This window comes from Segatella paludivivens DSM 17968 = JCM 13650 (genome assembly GCF_000373185.1).
Lineage (GTDB): Bacteria > Bacteroidota > Bacteroidia > Bacteroidales > Bacteroidaceae > Prevotella > Prevotella paludivivens.
In genome coordinates this window covers 1-18,900 of sequence record NZ_KB890648.1, presented here as the reverse complement: position 1 = coordinate 18,900, position 18,900 = coordinate 1, and the positions used below count along the sequence as shown (strand labels likewise).

The 18,900-nt window shown below is 38.3% G+C and carries 16 protein-coding genes; 5 read left to right on the top strand and 11 right to left on the bottom strand.

Going from position 1 to position 18,900, the window contains the following annotated elements; genetic code table 11:
• The 8 genes from B045_RS0108190 to epsC all read right to left on the bottom strand — a co-directional run bounded on the left by B045_RS0108190 (nt 1) and on the right by epsC (nt 12,362).
• The gene (locus tag B045_RS0108190) at nt 1-3,345 is read right to left on the bottom strand and encodes a glycosyltransferase family 117 protein (RefSeq protein ID WP_018463790.1); all 3,345 of its coding nucleotides are present in this window, start codon (nt 3,343-3,345) and stop codon (nt 1-3) included.
• A gap of 113 nt (nt 3,346-3,458) precedes the next feature.
• Nucleotides 3,459-4,157 (bottom strand): metal ABC transporter ATP-binding protein, encoded by a 699-nt coding sequence (locus B045_RS0108185; protein ID WP_018463789.1) that lies wholly within the window; start codon nt 4,155-4,157, stop codon nt 3,459-3,461.
• Entirely contained in the window at nt 4,154-5,386 is a 1,233-nt protein-coding gene (locus B045_RS0108180; RefSeq protein ID WP_018463788.1) for a metal ABC transporter solute-binding protein, Zn/Mn family, read from the bottom strand. The genes B045_RS0108185 and B045_RS0108180 overlap by 4 nt, the downstream gene beginning before the upstream one ends.
• Nucleotides 5,362-6,303 (bottom strand): hypothetical protein, encoded by a 942-nt coding sequence (locus B045_RS0108175; protein WP_018463787.1) that lies wholly within the window; start codon nt 6,301-6,303, stop codon nt 5,362-5,364. Before B045_RS0108175 ends, B045_RS0108180 begins: the two co-directional genes overlap by 25 nt.
• Nucleotides 6,304-6,324: 21 nt before the next feature.
• Nucleotides 6,325-7,593 carry a phosphoribosylamine--glycine ligase gene (gene purD, locus B045_RS0108170; RefSeq protein ID WP_018463786.1) on the bottom strand — a complete coding sequence of 423 codons (1,269 nt, stop codon included), beginning with the start codon at nt 7,591-7,593 and terminating at the stop codon, nt 6,325-6,327.
• 40 nt (nt 7,594-7,633) lie between these two features.
• Entirely contained in the window at nt 7,634-9,808 is a 2,175-nt protein-coding gene (locus B045_RS0108165) for a S9 family peptidase (RefSeq protein WP_018463785.1), read from the bottom strand.
• Nucleotides 9,809-9,814: 6 nt separating this feature from the next.
• Nucleotides 9,815-11,434, bottom strand: a complete 1,620-nt coding sequence (locus tag B045_RS0108160; protein WP_018463784.1) for a THUMP domain-containing class I SAM-dependent RNA methyltransferase — start codon at nt 11,432-11,434, stop codon at nt 9,815-9,817.
• Nucleotides 11,418-12,362 carry a serine O-acetyltransferase EpsC gene (gene epsC, locus B045_RS0108155; protein WP_018463783.1) on the bottom strand — a complete coding sequence of 315 codons (945 nt, stop codon included), beginning with the start codon at nt 12,360-12,362 and terminating at the stop codon, nt 11,418-11,420. The genes B045_RS0108160 and epsC overlap by 17 nt, the downstream gene beginning before the upstream one ends.
• 144 nt (nt 12,363-12,506) lie before the next feature.
• Here epsC and B045_RS14915 point away from each other — a divergent pair, with 144 nt between their 5' ends.
• The gene (locus tag B045_RS14915) at nt 12,507-13,280 is read left to right on the top strand and encodes a GIN domain-containing protein (RefSeq protein ID WP_025884188.1); all 774 of its coding nucleotides are present in this window, start codon (nt 12,507-12,509) and stop codon (nt 13,278-13,280) included.
• A 53-nt stretch (nt 13,281-13,333) separates the two neighbouring features.
• Here the strand turns inward: B045_RS14915 and B045_RS0108145 are convergent, their stop codons facing one another.
• The 3 genes from B045_RS0108145 to B045_RS0108135 all read right to left on the bottom strand — a co-directional run bounded on the left by B045_RS0108145 (nt 13,334) and on the right by B045_RS0108135 (nt 15,398).
• Complete coding sequence (locus B045_RS0108145) at nt 13,334-14,158, bottom strand: hypothetical protein (RefSeq protein WP_018463781.1); 825 nt, start codon at nt 14,156-14,158, stop codon at nt 13,334-13,336.
• Between the two features lie 163 nt (nt 14,159-14,321).
• Nucleotides 14,322-14,909 carry a hypothetical protein gene (locus B045_RS0108140; protein WP_018463780.1) on the bottom strand — a complete coding sequence of 196 codons (588 nt, stop codon included), beginning with the start codon at nt 14,907-14,909 and terminating at the stop codon, nt 14,322-14,324.
• A gap of 12 nt (nt 14,910-14,921) precedes the next feature.
• Complete coding sequence (locus B045_RS0108135; protein WP_018463779.1) at nt 14,922-15,398, bottom strand: RNA polymerase sigma factor; 477 nt, start codon at nt 15,396-15,398, stop codon at nt 14,922-14,924.
• A 560-nt stretch (nt 15,399-15,958) separates the two neighbouring features.
• On the opposite strand from B045_RS0108135, the gene B045_RS0108130 reads away from it, so the two are divergent.
• The 4 genes from B045_RS0108130 to B045_RS15085 all read left to right on the top strand — a co-directional run bounded on the left by B045_RS0108130 (nt 15,959) and on the right by B045_RS15085 (nt 18,783).
• A complete protein-coding gene (locus tag B045_RS0108130) occupies nt 15,959-16,495 on the top strand; it encodes an RNA polymerase sigma factor (protein ID WP_025884190.1) in 537 nt (178 codons plus the stop codon).
• Nucleotide 16,496: 1 nt separating this feature from the next.
• Nucleotides 16,497-16,988, top strand: coding sequence for a hypothetical protein (locus tag B045_RS0108125; protein ID WP_018463777.1), 492 nt, complete (start codon nt 16,497-16,499; stop codon nt 16,986-16,988).
• A 26-nt stretch (nt 16,989-17,014) separates the two neighbouring features.
• A complete protein-coding gene (locus B045_RS0108120) occupies nt 17,015-17,527 on the top strand; it encodes a DUF3826 domain-containing protein (RefSeq protein ID WP_018463776.1) in 513 nt (170 codons plus the stop codon).
• Between the two features lie 377 nt (nt 17,528-17,904).
• Nucleotides 17,905-18,783: a tyrosine-type recombinase/integrase gene (locus B045_RS15085; protein ID WP_044067698.1), complete on the top strand. Its 879-nt coding sequence runs from the start codon at nt 17,905-17,907 to the stop codon at nt 18,781-18,783.
• The last annotated feature ends 117 nt before the right edge of the window (nt 18,784-18,900 follow it).

Genomic DNA, 18,900 nt, shown 5'->3' with positions numbered 1-18,900 from the left:
TTATTGTTGTGGTAGCACACCGCCTTTGCCGCGATACATATTAAACATATATTGGAATTGTTTACCTGTAGTCTTGGCGAGTTTTGGATCAATCATGTTAGCAACTTCATTAGCCTGTTGCATGATCGTCAATTCGCGTATACAATCGTTCATTGACTGAGAGAAGTGATCGCTACTCAATGACAGATACCAGTTCATGTATTGTGTGGCATTTTTCCATACGTCATTAAATAACCTTCTGGCATTTTCTTTCTTGCCAAGCATTGCATAGCATTCAGCTAAGTCAAGACTTCCGCTCATATAGTCGTTTGGAATGTTGTATGAAGGAAGAACCTTTTCACATTTCTCTAGAACTTTAAGAGCCTTAGCATTCTTCTTCTCAATGATCAACTGCTTAGCGAGCTGTGCGAATAGTCTACGATGAGTGTAGCACATTCTCATAACAGTCTCGTCAATGTAAAGTCCTCTTGTCTCAAGACCGCCAAACTTATATCGATGCATCAGGTTGTTGTATGTCTTCTCTGTATCAAAGTTCTTTGCACCAGGTGCCGGTTTACCGTCAATGGTTGTTGTAAACGGAGTGATACGGTTTGCAAGACCTTCCTGTACAAAGTTATTGCCAAGATTCATATAGTTATCTTCGCCAACGGTTAAGGCTACGTATATAGGACGTGTCCAATCGCATTGTGAAATCATCTCAAGCATCATTAGGTCACCCTTATAAAGAGCATCTTTCTTCGCTAGAGAGATAACCATCTTGTCAGGTATAGTATCAGAAGCCATCATCATTCCACTCTTCTTTACAGCTTCCTTGTCTATTGTTACATAGACCGTATCTGTAGGGATGAAATGCATATCAGGATTCTTTGAACGTACCCAATACTTCATTATGTTCTTCAGTTCAAATGGTTTGTCACCAAACTGCTTCTTTGCCTGAACAGGATTCTGTTTATAGAATTCTAGTATCTGTTTCTTAGCATCAGCCTGAATAGGTACATATTCATTTGTTCCAGAGCAGAAGTCGATTCTTGGCCAACTGATAGGAACGGCAGTTGATTTGTATGCTGGACGTTTCATCTGGTCAATATACCAGTCTGTCTGTAGGTAACTTAAGTTACAAACACGTGCATCTGTTCTAACTCCTTCAACTTCCTGATTATACCACAATGGGAATGTATCGTTATCACCATTAGTGAATATGATAGGATTTCCCTTGTCCTGTAGTGTCATTAGGTAGTTTTGACCAAAGTCGCGACATGTATATCTTCCACTTCTATCGTGGTCATCCCATGTCTGGCTTGCCATCTGTATAGGAACGAGTAGAGCTAGTAATGAAACTATTGCCGCAAGAACCGGTTCGCTTACATGAAGATACTTCTTTAGTAAGTCGTAAATTGCCGCAACACCAATACCGCACCATATTGCGAATGCATAGAATGAGCCCGCATAAGCGTAGTCTCGTTCTCGCGGTTGCATTGGCGTCTGGTTAAGGTATATAACGATTGCAAGACCTGTCATGAAGAACAGGAAGAATACTACCCAGAATTGACGAATTCCACGTTGTCCTCTCCATGCCTGCCAGAATAAACCGATTACACCAAGTAACAATGGAAGGCAATAGAATACATTGTGCCCCTTATTACTCTTTAAGTCGTCTGGTAGTTTGCTTTGATCTCCGAGACGTGCTTTGTCAAGGAATGAAATACCTGTAATCCAGTTTCCATGTTCCAATTCACCGTTGCCTTGGATATCATTCTGACGTCCAGCAAAGTTCCACATAAAGTAACGCCAATACATGAAGTTACATTGATATGAAAGGAAGAATCTTAAATTCTCCAATTGGCTAGGAACCTTCACATTTACATTTTCTCCGCAACGGTCATAAGCCACGTTAGTACCGTCTACACCACCCATCCAGTCTTCGTATGCTTGTGCATGAGCTTGGTCATACATACGTGGGAACAACATGTTTTGGGCATATTGGTATTTGTTTTTATGGCTTACTATGAAGTAAGAGTCTTTCTCATTAGCGTTAGCTTTCTCCTTGCGACTATAGATAGGTGCACCTTGAGTCATTTCTGGCTTGCACACACTTCCGTCAACTTTCAGCGATACTTGTGAAGTATATGCTTGTCCGTATAGCAGAGGACGGTCACCATATTGGTCGCGGCTAAGATAATTTCCGAGTGTGAATATATCTTCAGGAGAGTTCTGATCCATAGGAGGGTTAGCAGCAGAACGAATCACGATCAGTGCATAGCTAGAATAACCTATCATGAGCATAAGCATGCATAGCAATGCAGTGTTCTTCGTTCGTGAAGTTACATAGCTTACTCGTTTCTTATCAACTGTATGCTTGTAGTTCAAGCCAAACCATAATGCGATTAGTACTACCGCGCCTATTGCAACAGCAGTCCATCCGTATCCATAGAAAGGAATACCAAGCATGGCAAATGAAGCCACGAATGATATGTTGCTACGTTTTTCGTTTGCCTCAGAATAGCTTTCGTATATTGCCCAAACAACAGTTGCAACAAGCAGTATTATATATACTATCTCACCTGTATTGAAAGGACATCCCAATACATTTACGAAAAATAGTTCAAACCATCCACCTACTGTTATAATTCCTGGAACAATTCCGTACAATACAGCAGCTACGATTACAAATGATATAACTAGGGCTATAAGTGAGCCTTTGAGTTCCATCTTTGGGAATTTGCGGTAGCAGTAAACTAGCACAATGGCTGGAATACAAAGCAAATTTAGCAAGTGAACTCCAATACTCAGACCTGTCATATAGGTAATCAATATTAACCAACGATCACTGTGAGGCTCGTCGGCATGGTCTTCCCATTTTAATATCAACCAGAATACGATAGCTGTGAACGCCGAAGAGTAAGCATAAACTTCACCTTCGACGGCTGAGAACCAGAATGTATCACTGAATGTGTAAATCAATGCGCCTACAAGTCCTGAGCCTTCTATTATTATAGTCTTGGCTGTTGTAAGTTCATTCCAATCCTTCATGATCAACTTACGCGTCAAATGGGTAATGGACCAAAAAAGGAACATTATCGTTGTTGCGCTAAGCAATGCGCTCATGGTGTTTACCATGCGAGCTACTTGTGAAGGATTGCTTACAAACTGTGAGAACAAGTTTGCTGTAAGCATAAAGAATGGTGCGCCTGGTGGGTGACCGATTTCAAGTTTATAACCCGTAGTGATAAACTCAGGGCAGTCCCAGAAACTGGCTGTCGGCTCAATTGTAGAACAATAAACGAATGCTGCAATAAGGAATGCAAGCCATCCAAGTGCATTGTCTACTAATCTGTACTGTTTCATTTATTAAATATCAATAAGTTTGAATTTCAATATTATAGTATTTTGCAAAGATAGTATTTTAAATTGGAAAAGTATATACGCGTATGTGAGAATGTTCTAATATTTGATTTTTTTTAAATTCTCAGGAAATGTTCTTCCAATTTTTGCATTGGCATATCCTTGTTTGCATGGTAATGCAAACTTTTATTTACGCATGCGATATGCTTCACGTTATTCATTATCTCTGCTATGTCGTGGCTTACGATTATTATAGCGCAGTACTTGTTTATCTCATTAAGCATTTCGTACATTTGCTCTTGAAATCGTTTGTCAATATATGTGTTTGGTTCATCAAGAATTAGCACTTCAGGGTTAGAAACTATAGCTCTAGCCAATAGCACTCTTTGTAGTTGACCGCCACTTAGTGCTCCAATATGATTATGTTGTAGTTCATCAAGTTCCATATCAATAATAGTTTGATGAACTTGATTTAACTGTTCTTTAGTGTATTTTTTGAAAAGCTTCTTCTTTAATCCTGACAGTATTACATCATACACTGATATTGGAAACTTTCTATCTATGTCTGTATATTGTGGTAAGTAGCCGATATTGATATTATCAGTTTTCTCACCGTTTCGATAGAATGTAACGCTTCCAGAGTCAGGTTTCATCATTCCCAGAATGATTTTCATTAGCGTTGTCTTGCCGCCACCGTTAGGTCCTATGATGCCAAGATAATCATCATCAAGAACTTTCAGTGAAACGCTTTCAAGTGCGATCTTCTGAAAATATTTTGCCGTTATGTTTTTTATGTCAATTATTGTATTGCTCATTTCAGTTTCTTTGCAATGTCTTCCATTTCTTTGTTCCAGTTATACGAAAGTGGATTTATCTCTACCTTTTTTGCATTGGTGCCTTCTTCCACAATTTCGGTATTGCGGTTTGTGAATTCTTTCTGCACAAAAAGAACCTTAACTCTTTTCTGCTTTGCTGTAGAAATCGTTTGTTGAAGTTGCGCTGCACTAGGCTCTCTACCTTCCTCCTCAATTGGAATCTGTTTTAGTCCATAATCTCTTGCAAAATATGTCAATGCAGGATGGTATATAAGGAATGTTAGAGTTTTGTTTTTTGAAATAGATTCTCTTACATTGATATCAGTAATCTCAATTTTTTCCAGCAATTTTGTTAGGTTGCTTTTGAAATATATACTGTCTTTTGAGTCTATCTCAGCAAGTGCCTTATAAATGTTTCTTACTATTACCTTTGCGTTTGATGCACTCATCCATACATGTGGATCTGCAACTCCGTTTCCGTTCTTTTGTAAGGTTATTCCTTCAGATGAATTTATGATAATAGTGTGTGGCGCATTGCTTTCAAGCTTTTTCATCCATGTACGCTCAAACCCTATGTTACCAACTTTTATGTAAAGATCACTTCCTGAAAGCTTGACCATCTGCCTAGCTGTTGGCTCGTAGGTTTCAGGGCTGCTCCCGTTTGGGACCATTGTAACTACATCAAACTTATTTCCAGCTATTTGCTCGGTAAAATATCTTAATGGTTCGATGGTAACAGTAATCATTCTCTTGTTGGTCTTTGATGGACCAACGCATGATGTCAGTGATATTACCGAGAATACCAATATAATATATCTTAGAGCTTTGCCCAATGTTATACTTATTATAGATATAGTTAAATTTGATCTCATTAGTCCCAAAACGATAGGTATTGCGTCTCCAACTACAGGGATGAAAGAAAAAAATCCCATCCACGCACCTCGTCCTTCCATAAACCGTTGCGCTTTCTCAAGGCTCTTTGGTTTAATGTGCAAATATTTTTCTATCCAATCCATACGCCCTAGATGACCGATGGCATAATTGAACATTGAACCAAGTACGTTTCCAATAGTTCCATATATTATTAATGGCCAAGGCTTCAGCCCTGCTGCTAATAGTCCCAACATCACAGCCTCACTGCTGAAAGGAAGAATACTACCCGCTAAGAATGCGGCAATAAGAATGCCCCAATATCCCCAGTTAATTAGAAAGTCAATGATGGCATCCATAAGTTATAAGCTGTTATGAGTAGTGTTATTACTATTATTAAATGAAACGCTATATTGGTTATCCACGTATGTGTCAGCGTAATGAAGTGACCTATCAGTGCTGCTGTACTTATAATAAGTATCCTTAACAGAAAATCAAAATGCTGAGGCTGAAGTATCGTGAATACTATTGTTGCTATTTCTAAAGCTATAAAACTTTCATATAGCATTCTTGTTTTTATTTTATCGTTGTAACTATTACGCAGAAAGTGTATTGTGCCAGTTATTCCTAGTATGGCAATGAATATGAACGTTACAGCCTGATGATTGTTTATCATACTGTAATCAAATAACTTTCCGAATTTCGCAAGGTCACAGAAATGGTCAATGAATGGTTGCATATTGCCAGTTGATGCATAATAGCCAGCCACAAACCAATATGGTATAATCAGTCCTATTATTGATGCAGCAATTGTTCTTGTGCTTAGTGCCAAGATGTTGGTTGCTAGGATAAACCATAATATAGGTACATAATACAATATCTGAACGAAGAAAATGCTTGATATCCCTATCATTGCAAAAGCATAGAATACTGCACCTGCTCCATGTGGGTTTTGATAGGCATTAAAAAGAAACATGCATGCCGCAATGAATGCCACTTCAATAATAGCACCATGTATTGATGGAAATAAGAATGTTGCCATAGTCATCAATACAAGATATGAGCAAGATACCATTCTGCTATATACACGTATCAATGAGTAGCGATTGTTCATGAATACCATCATTATGGTTGCAGCAAACAAAGCTGTGGTCTGTAACCACAGCTCTTGTTCTATTACACCGGCAGCTAATGTTGCCAGTGCTCCGTATATTGCTGTAACAGGTAGCGCGAAACGGCTTAAGGCAAATCTTTCCTGTCTTCTTTTATTTCTCAATTTCTATTACCCTTATTTTATTTATAGGTCTTTACCTATATCTCTTCTAAAGTATTTATCTTTAAATTCGATTTTCTGAGCTTCCTTGAAACTCTTTTGCAGAGCTTCTTCCTTGTCTTTTCCATAAGATGAGACAGCAATAACACGACCACCATTGGTGACAATTTGTCCGTCTTTAAGTGCTGTTCCGCTATGGAATACAATACTTCCATCAACATCATTGATTCCGTTGATAGGATATCCCTTTATATATTTTTCTGGATAGCCACCGCTTACAAGCATTACACAGACAGCAGCTCTCTCGTCAAATTCTATTTTGCGCTTGTCTAAGTCACCCTTTGCTACACCATCAAATAGATCAACAATGTCGCTCTTCAATCTTAGCATCACACTCTCTGTCTCTGGATCACCCATTCGGCAGTTGTATTCAATTACCATTGGTTCACCTTCTACGTTTATCAATCCAAAGAAAATGAATCCCTTATATTCAATTCCTTCTTCAGCAAGTCCTTCTACAGTTGGTTTTATGATACGTGTATCTACTTTTGCCATCCATTCTTTCGTTGCGAATGGAACAGGTGTTACACTACCCATACCACCAGTATTTAAACCTGTATCATGTTCACCTATTCTCTTATAGTCTTTTGCTTCTGGAAGAATTTTATAATTCTTTCCGTCGCTGAGAACGAAAACAGAACATTCTATTCCACTAAGGAACTCTTCAATCACAACTTGTGCACTGGCGTTACCAAACATACCGCCGAGCATTTCTTTAAATTCCTTTTTAGCTTCCTCAAGAGTTGGAAGTATCAAAACGCCCTTTCCAGCACAAAGACCGTCAGCCTTTAATACATAAGGTGCTTTTAGTGTTTCAAGAAACTTTAGACCTTCCTCAATGTTCGTTCCATCAAAAGTTTTATATTTTGCTGTAGGAATATTATGACGCTCCATGAATCCTTTTGCGAAATCCTTGCTACCTTCAAGAACAGCACCTGCCTTTGAAGGACCAATAACAGGAATGTCTTTTGTTCGCTCGTCATTTTTGAAATCATCATAAATTCCCTTTACCAAAGGATCTTCAGGGCCTACTACAACTATGTCGATATTATTGTCGACACAGAACTTCTTCAGACTCTCAAAGTCATCAGCTTTTATGTCAATGTTTTCTCCGCAGTTAGCTGTTCCTGCATTTCCTGGTGCAATAAACAGTTTACTACATTTGTTGCTTTGAGCAATCTTCCAAGCCAAGGCGTGTTCACGGCCGCCTCCTCCGAGTAATAATATTTTCATAAGTCTCTTTTTCGTCCTTATGATGGGACATTTATTAGTTTCATTTTAAGTAATCAAAGAAGTATTGAGATATCCTTTCGTGAAGGTGAGTGCTCTGATGACCTCTCATATTGTGTGGTTCTCCAGGATATACAAAGAAGTCGGGTTGTGTTCCGGCTGCAATACAAGCCTTAAGGAATGAGAAAGCATGCTGAGGTACAACAACAGGATCGTTTAATCCAATGATGATCTGCAACTTTCCTTTAAGATTCTTAGCTTTTGGTAGCAGGCTACAATTAGCATATCCTTCTGGATTTGTCTGTGGGGTATCCATATAGCGTTCACCATACATAACCTCATACCATTTCCAATCAATCACTGGTCCTCCAGCAACACCTACTTTGAATACATCAGGATATGTTGTCATCAGGTTTGTTGTCATGAAGCCACCGAAACTCCAACCATGTATTCCCATGCGGTCTGCATCCACATAAGGTAAGGATTTCAAAAAATCAACACCCTTCATCTGGTCTTTCATTTCTTCTTCTCCAAGATGTCTGAATGTTACTTGTTCAAAGTCTTTTCCTCTGTTCTCGCTTCCACGATTGTCAAGGATAAATAGCAAGTAGCCTTTTTCAGCCATGTATGTTTCCCAGCCACGGCTGCAATAGTGCCAACGCGCATCAATATTGTGTGCATGAGGTCCTCCATATACATATACTATAGTTGGATATTTCTTATTTGGATCGAAATTCAAAGGTTTAACCATTCTATAATATAAGTCTGTAACTCCGTCTGCAGCTTTTATAGTTCCGCAATCGTAAGTAGGAACAGTATATCCCTTCCAAGGATCCTCTGCTTTGTAATAATTTGTTCTTTTACCGTTCGCTGTATTTACAATTGCGATATTGTTTGGTATAGTTGGAGTTTGGTAACTATCTACTATATATTGTCCGTTAGGACTTACACTGCCAGTATGCCAACCTTTTCCGTTGTCATCCATAAGCGCACGCTTGCCTGTTTCCAAACTTACAACGAATATGTTCTTTTGTATAGGACTTAATTCATTTGACTCAATCGTAATACTCTTGTGCTTTTCGTCAAAACCAAGAAAGTTTAATACTACCCATCTACCTTTGGTTATCTGTTTCAGTTGTTCACCTTTATTATTAAATAGGTATAAATGAGTATATCCATCTTTCTGGCTCCACATTATGAATTTACTACTGTCCCAAGGAAGGAAAGTAATAGGGTGGAGCGGTTCTACATATTTCTTATCTGTCTCTCTGTAAAGTTCGGCAATTTTCTTGCCGTTCTCTGCGTTATAGCTAACTAGTCTGCAATCGTTTTGATCACGGTTCAACTCAAACATGTATATAGTCTTATTGTCAGGACTCCATGCAATATTTGTGAAATATCTATCTGTAGGGTCTCCTGCATCAAGATAAATGATTTTCCCCGTATTCATATCGTAAACTCCAACAGTCACCTTGTGGCTTTTTTCTCCAGCCATAGGATATTTTTCAGGTGCAGGTGTAGCTATTCTGCTTTCGCCTTCAGAGGGTTTCCAGTCTAATTCTGGAATGTTTACCAACGGAAAGTCTGTAACCATACTTTGGTCCATTCTGTAGAATGCCAACTTTTTGCCGTCATTACTCCAGTATAAACCTCCATTTATGCCAAATTCGTCGCGATGAACGCTTTGACCATATACAATGTTGCGACTTCCGTCAGTAGTAAGTTGTTTGTCTTTACCTTTTGCGCTTATTACGTGTAACTGACAATCCTTAACGTAAGCGGTTGCTCTCGACGTGTAATCAAAGTTACTAGCCTGTGTGCTTCCGTTGAAATTATTGTCAGTGTGCCAGATCTCCTTTTTAGCTTTCCAATCAAAAAGCATTTGTTTCTTACCGTCGTTAAGCAAAACTTGTGTCTTGCCTGCAACAGGAAACGTAATGTTGTACAAATGATGCAGGTTCATTCCGCTCCATTTGTTAATGTTTTCCAATGAGAAAAGCTCTGTTTCTGTGCCTGTATTTTTGTCAACAATATAGCATTCCTCAACATCAGTTCTGACAAGTTCGTTGCCCCACCAAGTTGTATATCGGTGTTTGGGAACCATGTTGTGGTAGTTGTTGCCACCAAAATTCAGATCTTCAAGCGTTAGCGTCTTCAATCCTTGGGCATACGTAGTAGTCGCAATCATCGCTAAGATAAAAACAAATATCTTTTTCATAATTATTTAATCTTCACTGTCAACGTGAGTTGTTGTTTTTTCGAATCCTCCACGTTTGGCTTTATCACCAAACTTTTTGTCTCCAAACTTCTTTGCACCACCATAACTTCCACGTTGGTCATCACGTCTTCCGCCGAATCCTCCACGTTTATCATCGTGTCTGTCGCCATAGCTTCCACGTCTGTCGTCACTTCTTCCGCCGAATCCTCCGCGTTTATCATCGTGTCTGTCACCATAGCTTCCACGCTTGTCATCACGCTTTCCGCCGAATCCTCCGCGTCTGTCGTCATGGTCAATGCGTTTTCTTCCACCTGCGAAATCACCAATTTCATGTTTGTGGAAAGTAAACGAGCGTATGTCGCCCTCTTCGTTATTACTTTCTTCGTCAAGTCTGGTCTTGAATTCACGGACAGCTCTGAATCTGTGTTTCTGAGCCATTTCTTGTTTCTCTCTATCAGTCTTAACGATACCGCCTTCGGCTCTGAATTCCTTCATTCTGCCGTCGAAAAGAGAATATTTTCTGAACTCACATTCCAGACTTCCGTTGTATACAGGGAACTTTATGCTTGGTTTCAAACCAATCTGGTCGAAGCACTCTTCACGATAGCTTAGTATCCATGCCTCGTTTCCGCCGAATTCATGTTTCAGTCTTTCACCAATCATCTTGTAAGAACCAAGAAGGTTAGGTGTAGAAATACGTTCTCCGTAAGGTGGATTCATAATGATAATGCTTTGCTCAGCAGGCTTCTTGAAATTTTTGAAGTCCTGATGATCAACACTGATCTCATTAGTTAAACCAGCAGCTTTTACGTTAAGGCGTGCTGTATTAACAGCTTTCATATCGATATCATATCCATAGATATGGTGCTCGAATAGTCTTTCCTGTGAATCGTCGTTGTATATCTTGTCGAAAAGTTCTTGATCGTAATCAGGCCATTTTTCGAAAGCAAATTCCTTTCTGAACACTCCAGGACTTATGTTGCGTGCAATAAGCGCAGCCTCAATAAGTATTGTACCTGAACCGCACATCGGATCAATGAAGTCGGTCTCACCTTTCCAACCGGTCATTAAAATCATTCCAGCTGCAAGAACCTCATTAAGCGGTGCTTCAACACTTTCTTGACGGTATCCGCGACGGTGCAAACTTTCACCACTTGAGTCAAGGCTCAATGTGGCAGCGTCTTCAGCAACGTGAATGTTCAGGCGGATATCAGGGTTGCTAACGCTAATGTTAGGACGTGTACCTGTATTCTCTCTAAATTGGTCAACTATAGCGTCCTTCACCTTATAAGTAACGAATCTTGAGTTTCTGAATTCCTCAGAATAAACAACTGAGTCAACAGAAAAAGTCTTTCCTTTTTCTATATATTTGCTCCAGTCAATCTTCTTGACTTCTTCATACATGTCTTCAGCTGAGCTAGCCTTGAAATGTGCTATTGGCTTAAGTATTCTGATTGCGGTGTGTAGTTGAAAGTTTGCACGATACATCATTTCCTTGTCGCCTGTGAACGAAACCATTCTTCGTCCGATGTGTACTTTGTTAGCACCCAGCTGGGTGAGCTCCTGAGCCAAAACGGGCTCTAGTCCCATAAAAGTCTTGGCTATGAGTTCAAATTCCTGTTCCATTGTTATATTGTATATCTAATAAATCTTGTTTAATCTTCTTGTATTTTCTTGTCTTGGGTTTCATGTCTTCCATAACCCATGTGTTGGCACCGATAACGCAACTCTTGCCAATTGTAATTCTACCAAGAACAGTAGCGTTGGCATAAACGATCACGTTGTCTTCAAGAATCGGGTGACGTGGAACTCCCTTTATCGGATTTCCGCTTTCATCCATAGGAAAACTCTTCGCACCAAGTGTAACTCCTTGATAAAGTTTCACGTTGTCACCGATAATACATGTTGCTCCAATAACCACACCAGTGCCATGGTCTATTGTGAAGTATTTGCCTATTTGTGCTCCCGGATGGATATCAACTCCTGTTTCTGAATGAGCCATTTCTGTCATCATTCGTGGAATAAGAGGCACTTCCATTACATATAGTTCATGAGCAATTCGGTAATTAGTCAGAGTTTTTATTACAGGATAACAAGCAATAATCTCTGCAAAGCTTTCCGCTGCTGGATCTCCATTGTATGCTGCAACGACATCAGTCGCTAAAGTTTTTCTTATTTCTGGAAGTTTGCAAATAAGTTTTGCAGACAAATCTTCTGCCTTTTTGCGCTTTTCGCAATGTGTATCGTAGTCATCTTCTTCCTCTACGCAATCTGCAAAGCACAAACCTGCAAGAATCTGCTCGGTAAGCAGTTTCTGAAGCCTTTCCACATTGACACCAATGTGATATTTAATAGTTTTCGAATTTACTGATGATTTCCCGTAGTAACCAGGAAATATTATTGCTCGTGATAAATCTATTATCTCCTCGAGCGCCTTGCCCGAAGGTAACGGATCACCGTCGCGATGCTGATGAAATAGACCTTTTAGCGACTCTGTTTCCGACAACTCGTTTACGGTCTGTGTCAGAACATGAGTCCGATTGCATTTACTCATCTTTTTGTGTCAATATATATTGTTTGTGCAAAGATACACTAAAACTTGCATTGTGCAAAATAAATCTATTTATTTTCAGATATCTCTGCAACATTTTTATCATATATTACGTCTTATACTCAGAAATCATTAAAATGTTTTGTTATGAAGAAAGTTATATCATTGTTATTTACAGCTGTCATTATGTTGGTATTAACATCATGCAGCGCTAGTTGTAGTTTAGGCAGACGGAATGAAGGACCGCAGACAACTCGTGTCGTAAAGGCTCATAGTTTTGATTCTGTTTCGGCTGATATTGTCGGTGACATATATTTCAAGCAGTCTGATACTTTGAGTGTCCGCATAGAGGGACCAAAGGAACAAGTAGAAGGTATCAAAGTGGAATTTAAAGGTAATGCTTTAGTTTTTTCTACTGAAACTAAACTCTGCTCGTTCTTAAATGGCATAGGTAAGAATGATGGAGTGAAAGTGTATATAAGTTCTCCTAATCTAGTAGCTGTCAGCGTAAAGGGTGTAACAGATTTCCATGCGAATAAAGTTGACACAGATAATATGTTAATTGATTTATCAGGCGTTGGTGGAGCTTATATTGATAATCTTGTCTGTGATAATTTCGATACAAGAGTAAAAGGTACTGGAGATGTCGAAGTAAAGAGCTTAGAGGCTATCACTGCAAAGATCTTCTTGCAAGGCACAGGTGACGTAAAAGCGTCTTGCCATAAAGTAAAGGATACTGTTCTTTCTTTACAGGGTACAGGAGATATTGACGTCAATATGGATAAATGTGGTAAAGTGAATGCTAATCTTCAGGGTACTGGTGATATCACTATCAAGGGCGATGTCTCTGTTCTTGAAAAGAGCGAACATGGTACTGGCGATATTGATACTGATAACCTGTTGGTTAAGGCTAGAAATTAAATAAGAAGCGATATTCTCCACGACACTAAATTGTTGTCGTGGAGAATTTTATATTAAAATATTCTTCCGTTTAGGCGTAGGGTCATACATGGATAAACTGTAATCTTACTTAATGTCTTGATTACTCCGCCATCGTTGCCATCTGCGTCTTTTTCAGTTAATTCTTTTTCTCCGTTCAAGCCCATCATGTAAACTTTTGGAGTACCCCATAGCTGTGCACCTAGGTCAAACTGTAGTGCAAGTCTGTGCTTTTGCGGAACAGCTCTTCCAAAACCGATTCCAAGATAAGGGCGAAATTTTGTCACCTTAATATTAGCTTCAACATGTCCACCTTCAGATGTCTGGTAGGGAGCTAGCAGGTAGTCACCAAGTTGAACACCTACTTGTTTAAATCCAAGTGTCTTTGCAAGCGGGGTGGATGCGACAGTGTTATTGTATGCAACAACTTCAGCTAAGTCCTTATCATATTTGTTATATACGTTTATGATTTTATCATTGCCAATATAAGCTCCTGCGGTAATATGAAAACTTGAACTTTTGAATGGAAAAAGGTCAAGCATAAAATGAAAACTTCCAGAAGTGTTCTTGCCCTCCACGTCAACACTGTTTGGTATTGTATGTCCTCCTAGTTTAGCTTGTTCACGTTCTGTGTCACTTATTTTTAAATCTAATGAAGTTCCGTATTTAAAACTTGGCATTATGTCCATTCCTGCACGTACGTCAAGATATTTTGTAACCGGTGCGGCAATATCTATAGTTATTCCAGTTGTTCCTACTCCCAGACCTAAACCAATGTGATTAAATACTTTGTTTTCTTGTGCAAAAGTACTACTATATGATAGCAGTAGTATGCCTAATGTTAGAATTGCCTTTTTCATCTAAATACGTGTTTATTTTTTAAGGCACAAAGTTAACAAAAAATCACTAATTTTAATGTACAGTTGCTTAAAAATATAGTTTGTATAGTAAAAAAAACATCCGAGCTATAGTATAACTCGGATATTTCAAATCAATCTGATGTAAAATTCATTAGATGATCTATTATTTACTTGTAAGTTCTTTTATCTGAAGCAATATTTCTTGACTCTTTTTTCTACTCTTGCGATATTTCATAATACCTATGATTCCACCAATAACGCCTCCAACAACTCCTCCAATAGCCATGCCTTTTGCTTCATCTCCATTTTGTTTCATTAGCTCAAATATGAACCATGCAAACCAACAGATTATAAACGGTATGCTGAATCTAAGCCATGCTGATTCTAGATGTCTCATTCTTGTGATTTTATAGCTTACTTCTATCAGGTTGCCGTTAAGTAAATCATTGGCCTTTAGACCTTTATGTGTGATGTATGTATATACAATAGCGATAGCGAAGAAAATATCAGTTACAATAATAAACAGCTCAGACATGTGCATAAATGAAAATACCCATGTACAGTATGGTATTCCAAAAAGAGCCACGCAAGCAATGACAATAGCTTCTTTATGCAACTTCGAAACCTTGTCTTTCATAGCCTTGCGCATTAGCTGTTCATTGATGATAGTTTCTTTATCCAACTTGTCTTTTAATACTTCAAGTTGTTTTTTCATCATTTCAAGTTCTTCTATATTATTATCTTTATCCATTTTGAATTCTGTTTAATCGTTAGACATACTTCTTAATTTTTCCTTTATTCTGAAAAGACGTGACGCTACGTTCTTGGTTGATATTCCCACGATTTCACCAATTTCGTCGTAACTTATATTCTCAAGCCATAGCAACACTATCGCTTTGTCGAAAGGCTGCAACTTGTTGATTCTGTTGTGGAGTAGTTTCACCTGTTTGGTGTCTTCGTCCTGATCTTGGAATAGATTAGCATCCATACTTAGAGGTATGGTTGTTATCTTTTTCTTTCGGTCCATTGAAATACAAGTGTTTAGGGCTATGCGATATATCCATGTACGTATATCACTTTGTCCTTTAAAGGAGCTCATTCCTTTCCATAAGTTTACAAGCACTTCTTGGAAAAGGTCATTCACTTCAGCTGTGTCTTTTGAGAACATATAGCATACGGTATATATTGTGCTTTTGTTCTCTTTGACAATTTGCGCAAATTCTGTTTGTAGCGTATTCATCTGTTTCTTAATAAAATCTATACCTTAGACGCATTATGATTTGAAAAATTGCATTCATTCTTGATTTTTTTGCGTAATGACGTCCTCTGTGATTTTATTTTTATTTAGGTATGCAGTTAAGTTAGCTGAATAATTTTGCAGAATATCAATGGTATACTCAGTTTAATCTTTAAATTAAACAGCGACAAGCGACTTTTAAATATTGTGTTATTATGATGAAATGGAAATCTGTATTAAATATAATAATAGCTTTATCAAAGACAAATTGAAAATGTTTCTATATAGAAATACGATGGTCATGAAAAGTTAGCTGATTTTTCTTGTTCAAAAATTTACAGAAACTTCAGATTCATTCAAAAAGACTTTAAACCCTCGGTTTATCAGTTAATCGACTTTGCAATATTTCTATTTTGAAAAGTATGTAGTGCTTATGCGCTTGAGTACCTTAATGCTATGACTATAATGCAATAGATAGTTAACATTTTATAAATGCTTTATGTCTCAAATTAACCTTTGGACCTTTTCTGGTTCAAATAGTCAGAAGATAACATCAAATGTATATGACAAAAGACGAAACGATATATCGTATGATCAAATCAGACAAGGAAGGAGGGTTCCGGATTTTGCTGGATGCATATCAAAAACCAGTTTACTACTTCATACGTAGAATGGTTGTTGTGCATGAAGATGCAGAAGACGTGATGCAAGAAACCTTTGTGAAAATATTCCTTGGATTGAATGGCTTTCGTGGTGATAGTGCTCTAAGTACATGGATTTATCGTATAGCAATGAATGAAAGTTTAAGATTCTTGAATAAAAAGGAAATAAAAATAGTGTCGGCTGATAATGTACATGATGAATTGATAGACAGTTTGAAAGCGTCTGATTATATAGATTATGATGATAAGATGACTGTGAAATTTCAAGAGGTCATATTGCGCCTTTCTGATAAACAGCGTGTGATTTTTAATTTGCGTTATTATGATGAAATGGATTATCAGCAAATAAGTAAAGTCACGGATACAAAAGTTGCTACTTTAAAAGTGACTTATCATTATATAAAGGAGAAGATAAAAAAATATATGGTGGAGGAATAATATGGAAAAAAACTTTGACTTTGATAAAATAGGTAAGAATACTCCGTATTTTACACCTGAAGGTTTCTTTGATGAAATGCAGAAAAAAATTCTTCTTACTGCTGAAAGGGATATTCGTAAGCATAGGAGAATGAAGATAGCCGTTATCACCTTACTTGCTGCAGCAGCTGTATTTAGTGGATTCGTTTTCTTTCCGATTGGCAATGACATTGCACAGCCTCAACAGCAAAAACTTGCAAAGACTGATACTGCAAAAGGCAAAACTTCAACAGTTCATTCTACGGATATTCCCACATATTCGTCAACAAAGGAAAATAAAGATAGAGTAGGGGCGAATGGTGAGTTGCAAATTAGTGATAGAAAACGGACATATACAACTTCTGTAATTCAATCAGATAGAAATACTCCAAACGAAGAGTGGATAGAACAACTATCGGATGAAGATTTAAAATCACTAACTTCAATGGCCGACAATGATGAATTCTTAAATTAGTGTTTAACAATTAAAATACAAAGACAATGAAAAAGTATTTATTTATGGTTATGATTGCCGTTATGATGTTAAGCGGTAGTATAACAGTTAACGCTCAGGTAGCGCAGAATGGTAAAGAAAGAACACATCTTACAGAGGAGCAGATTATACAGAAACGTACTGAAAAAATGGTGCAGACTTTAATGCTTGATGATGCAACTTCTGCAAAGTTTATTCCTGTATATTCTCAATATCTGAAAGAAAAAATGGACTGTCGAGTTATGAAACCTAAGCACATGGGGATGGATATCAATGCAAAAACTGATGCCGAGATAGATCAGATGATTCAGGATAACTTTGCACAAAGCCATAAAATATTGGATATTCGTGAGAAGTATTATGCAAAGTTCCACAAATTCTTGACACCGAAACAGATAATGAAAATTTATCAGGTTGAGAAGAATGATGCCGGAAAGATGAAGATAGAAATGATTAAACGTCAAAGTGGATTCGGAAATAAAGGCGTTTTCGGAAGACCTAATTTTAAGTTTAGTGATTAAATCCTTGTCTGTTAATATGATTAAATAGATTTCTAATTAACTTTGAAATAAATGTTTGATGTTTGAACAGAATAGTAAAATTGATTTTTTAACTTTTAAAAAGAGTGGTAACTATAAATTTGTTACCACTTTTTTATTTTTGTTTCGCAAATACCTGCATCTTACTAGTATGAAAAACATATATCTTACTTGTATTATTTCTTTCTTTATCCTTTATTTTGTCTACCGTCATCCATTAGCTATTGACAGGTGAGAGTTTCAGACAGATTGATACCAGTTTCCTATCAATATATCATTCATGTTTTTTAATGCCATCGCCTTTGTGAATCGTCTTTGGTGTTGTAACTTTGTGTCTGAATTTTTAAACTTATTTTTAGATGCAATTATCATTTTCATCATTCGCATTGAACTGCGTGTATGACCTTAAACGAGACGGGCGTTTTTCCACGGCCAACCTGTACAGTAACTCAATCCGTTCCCTGTGTGAGTATCTGGGACGGGACAGTATCGGATTCAGCGAGATCAATCCCNGCCTNCTTAAAAGCTATGAGCAGTACCTGTTTCGNNGCAGGCATAAGCTCAACACGATTTCCACCTACATGCGTATGCTCCGTGCCATCTACAACAAGGCGGTGGATGCAGGACATACGAAATACATCCACCATCTGTTCCATAAGGTCTATACGGGTATAGACANAAGCCACAAGAAGGCACTTGATCTGCCACAGCTCAGAGTCCTGCTAAGTGGTGGCNTCAGAAGCCGTGTGCTCCGCAGAATCCAGCAGACGGCATGCGTGATGTACCANCTGTGCGGCATTCCTTACGTGGACCTTCAGCAGATCAGCATGGATTCCATTACTGACGGCGCGCTGAGCTACTGCCGCCGCAAGACGGGCACGTGCGTGAGTGTTCCNGTGAAGAGAGANACCCTGAGGACTCTTTGCAGCCTTGATCTTGGCAATTCAGACATGAACACCGAGTCGGGTTACCGCNNTTATCAGTCTTCTCTTAGGAAGTTCAATGCAGGTCTTTCNCGTCTGGCAAAAAAGCTCGGCATAAAGGGGCACGTCTCTTCCTANACGCTTCGCCATTCATGGGCCACGACAGCCCTTCACAGCCATGTGCCTGTAGAACTGATCAGTTCGGCTCTTGGCCACAGCGATATCAGAACCACCCAGATATACCTGAAGGGTTTCAACGTNGGGGAGATAGAAAAGGCGAACAGAAAGATACTACGTTACATGGACGGCAGGTAAGCTACCCGTATTCCAAAGCAGCCTGTAATCCTCTTGCATTCAATAGGTTACAAGATAGAACAAACTGCTGAGAGTATCATCGGATAGGTCAAAAAAATAGCCATTACTTTGTAAGTA

Excerpts from the sequence above, each read along its gene's own strand:
- B045_RS14915 (WP_025884188.1), top strand. The coding sequence starts at position 12,507 with ATGAAGAAAGTTATATCATTGTTATTTACAGCTGTCATTATGTTGGTA.
- B045_RS0108185 (WP_018463789.1), bottom strand. The coding sequence starts at position 4,157 with ATGAGCAATACAATAATTGACATAAAAAACATAACGGCAAAATATTTT.
- B045_RS0108160 (WP_018463784.1), bottom strand. The coding sequence starts at position 11,434 with ATGGAACAGGAATTTGAACTCATAGCCAAGACTTTTATGGGACTAGAG.
- B045_RS0108130 (WP_025884190.1), top strand. The coding sequence starts at position 15,959 with ATGACAAAAGACGAAACGATATATCGTATGATCAAATCAGACAAGGAA.
- B045_RS0108120 (WP_018463776.1), top strand. The coding sequence starts at position 17,015 with ATGAAAAAGTATTTATTTATGGTTATGATTGCCGTTATGATGTTAAGC.
- B045_RS0108140 (WP_018463780.1), bottom strand. The coding sequence starts at position 14,909 with ATGGATAAAGATAATAATATAGAAGAACTTGAAATGATGAAAAAACAA.
- epsC (WP_018463783.1), bottom strand. The coding sequence starts at position 12,362 with ATGAGTAAATGCAATCGGACTCATGTTCTGACACAGACCGTAAACGAG.
- B045_RS0108190 (WP_018463790.1), bottom strand. The coding sequence starts at position 3,345 with ATGAAACAGTACAGATTAGTAGACAATGCACTTGGATGGCTTGCATTC.
- purD (WP_018463786.1), bottom strand. The coding sequence starts at position 7,593 with ATGAAAATATTATTACTCGGAGGAGGCGGCCGTGAACACGCCTTGGCT.
- B045_RS0108165 (WP_018463785.1), bottom strand. The coding sequence starts at position 9,808 with ATGAAAAAGATATTTGTTTTTATCTTAGCGATGATTGCGACTACTACG.
- B045_RS0108180 (WP_018463788.1), bottom strand. The coding sequence starts at position 5,386 with ATGGATGCCATCATTGACTTTCTAATTAACTGGGGATATTGGGGCATT.
- B045_RS0108145 (WP_018463781.1), bottom strand. The coding sequence starts at position 14,158 with ATGAAAAAGGCAATTCTAACATTAGGCATACTACTGCTATCATATAGT.
- B045_RS0108135 (WP_018463779.1), bottom strand. The coding sequence starts at position 15,398 with ATGAATACGCTACAAACAGAATTTGCGCAAATTGTCAAAGAGAACAAA.
- B045_RS0108125 (WP_018463777.1), top strand. The coding sequence starts at position 16,497 with ATGGAAAAAAACTTTGACTTTGATAAAATAGGTAAGAATACTCCGTAT.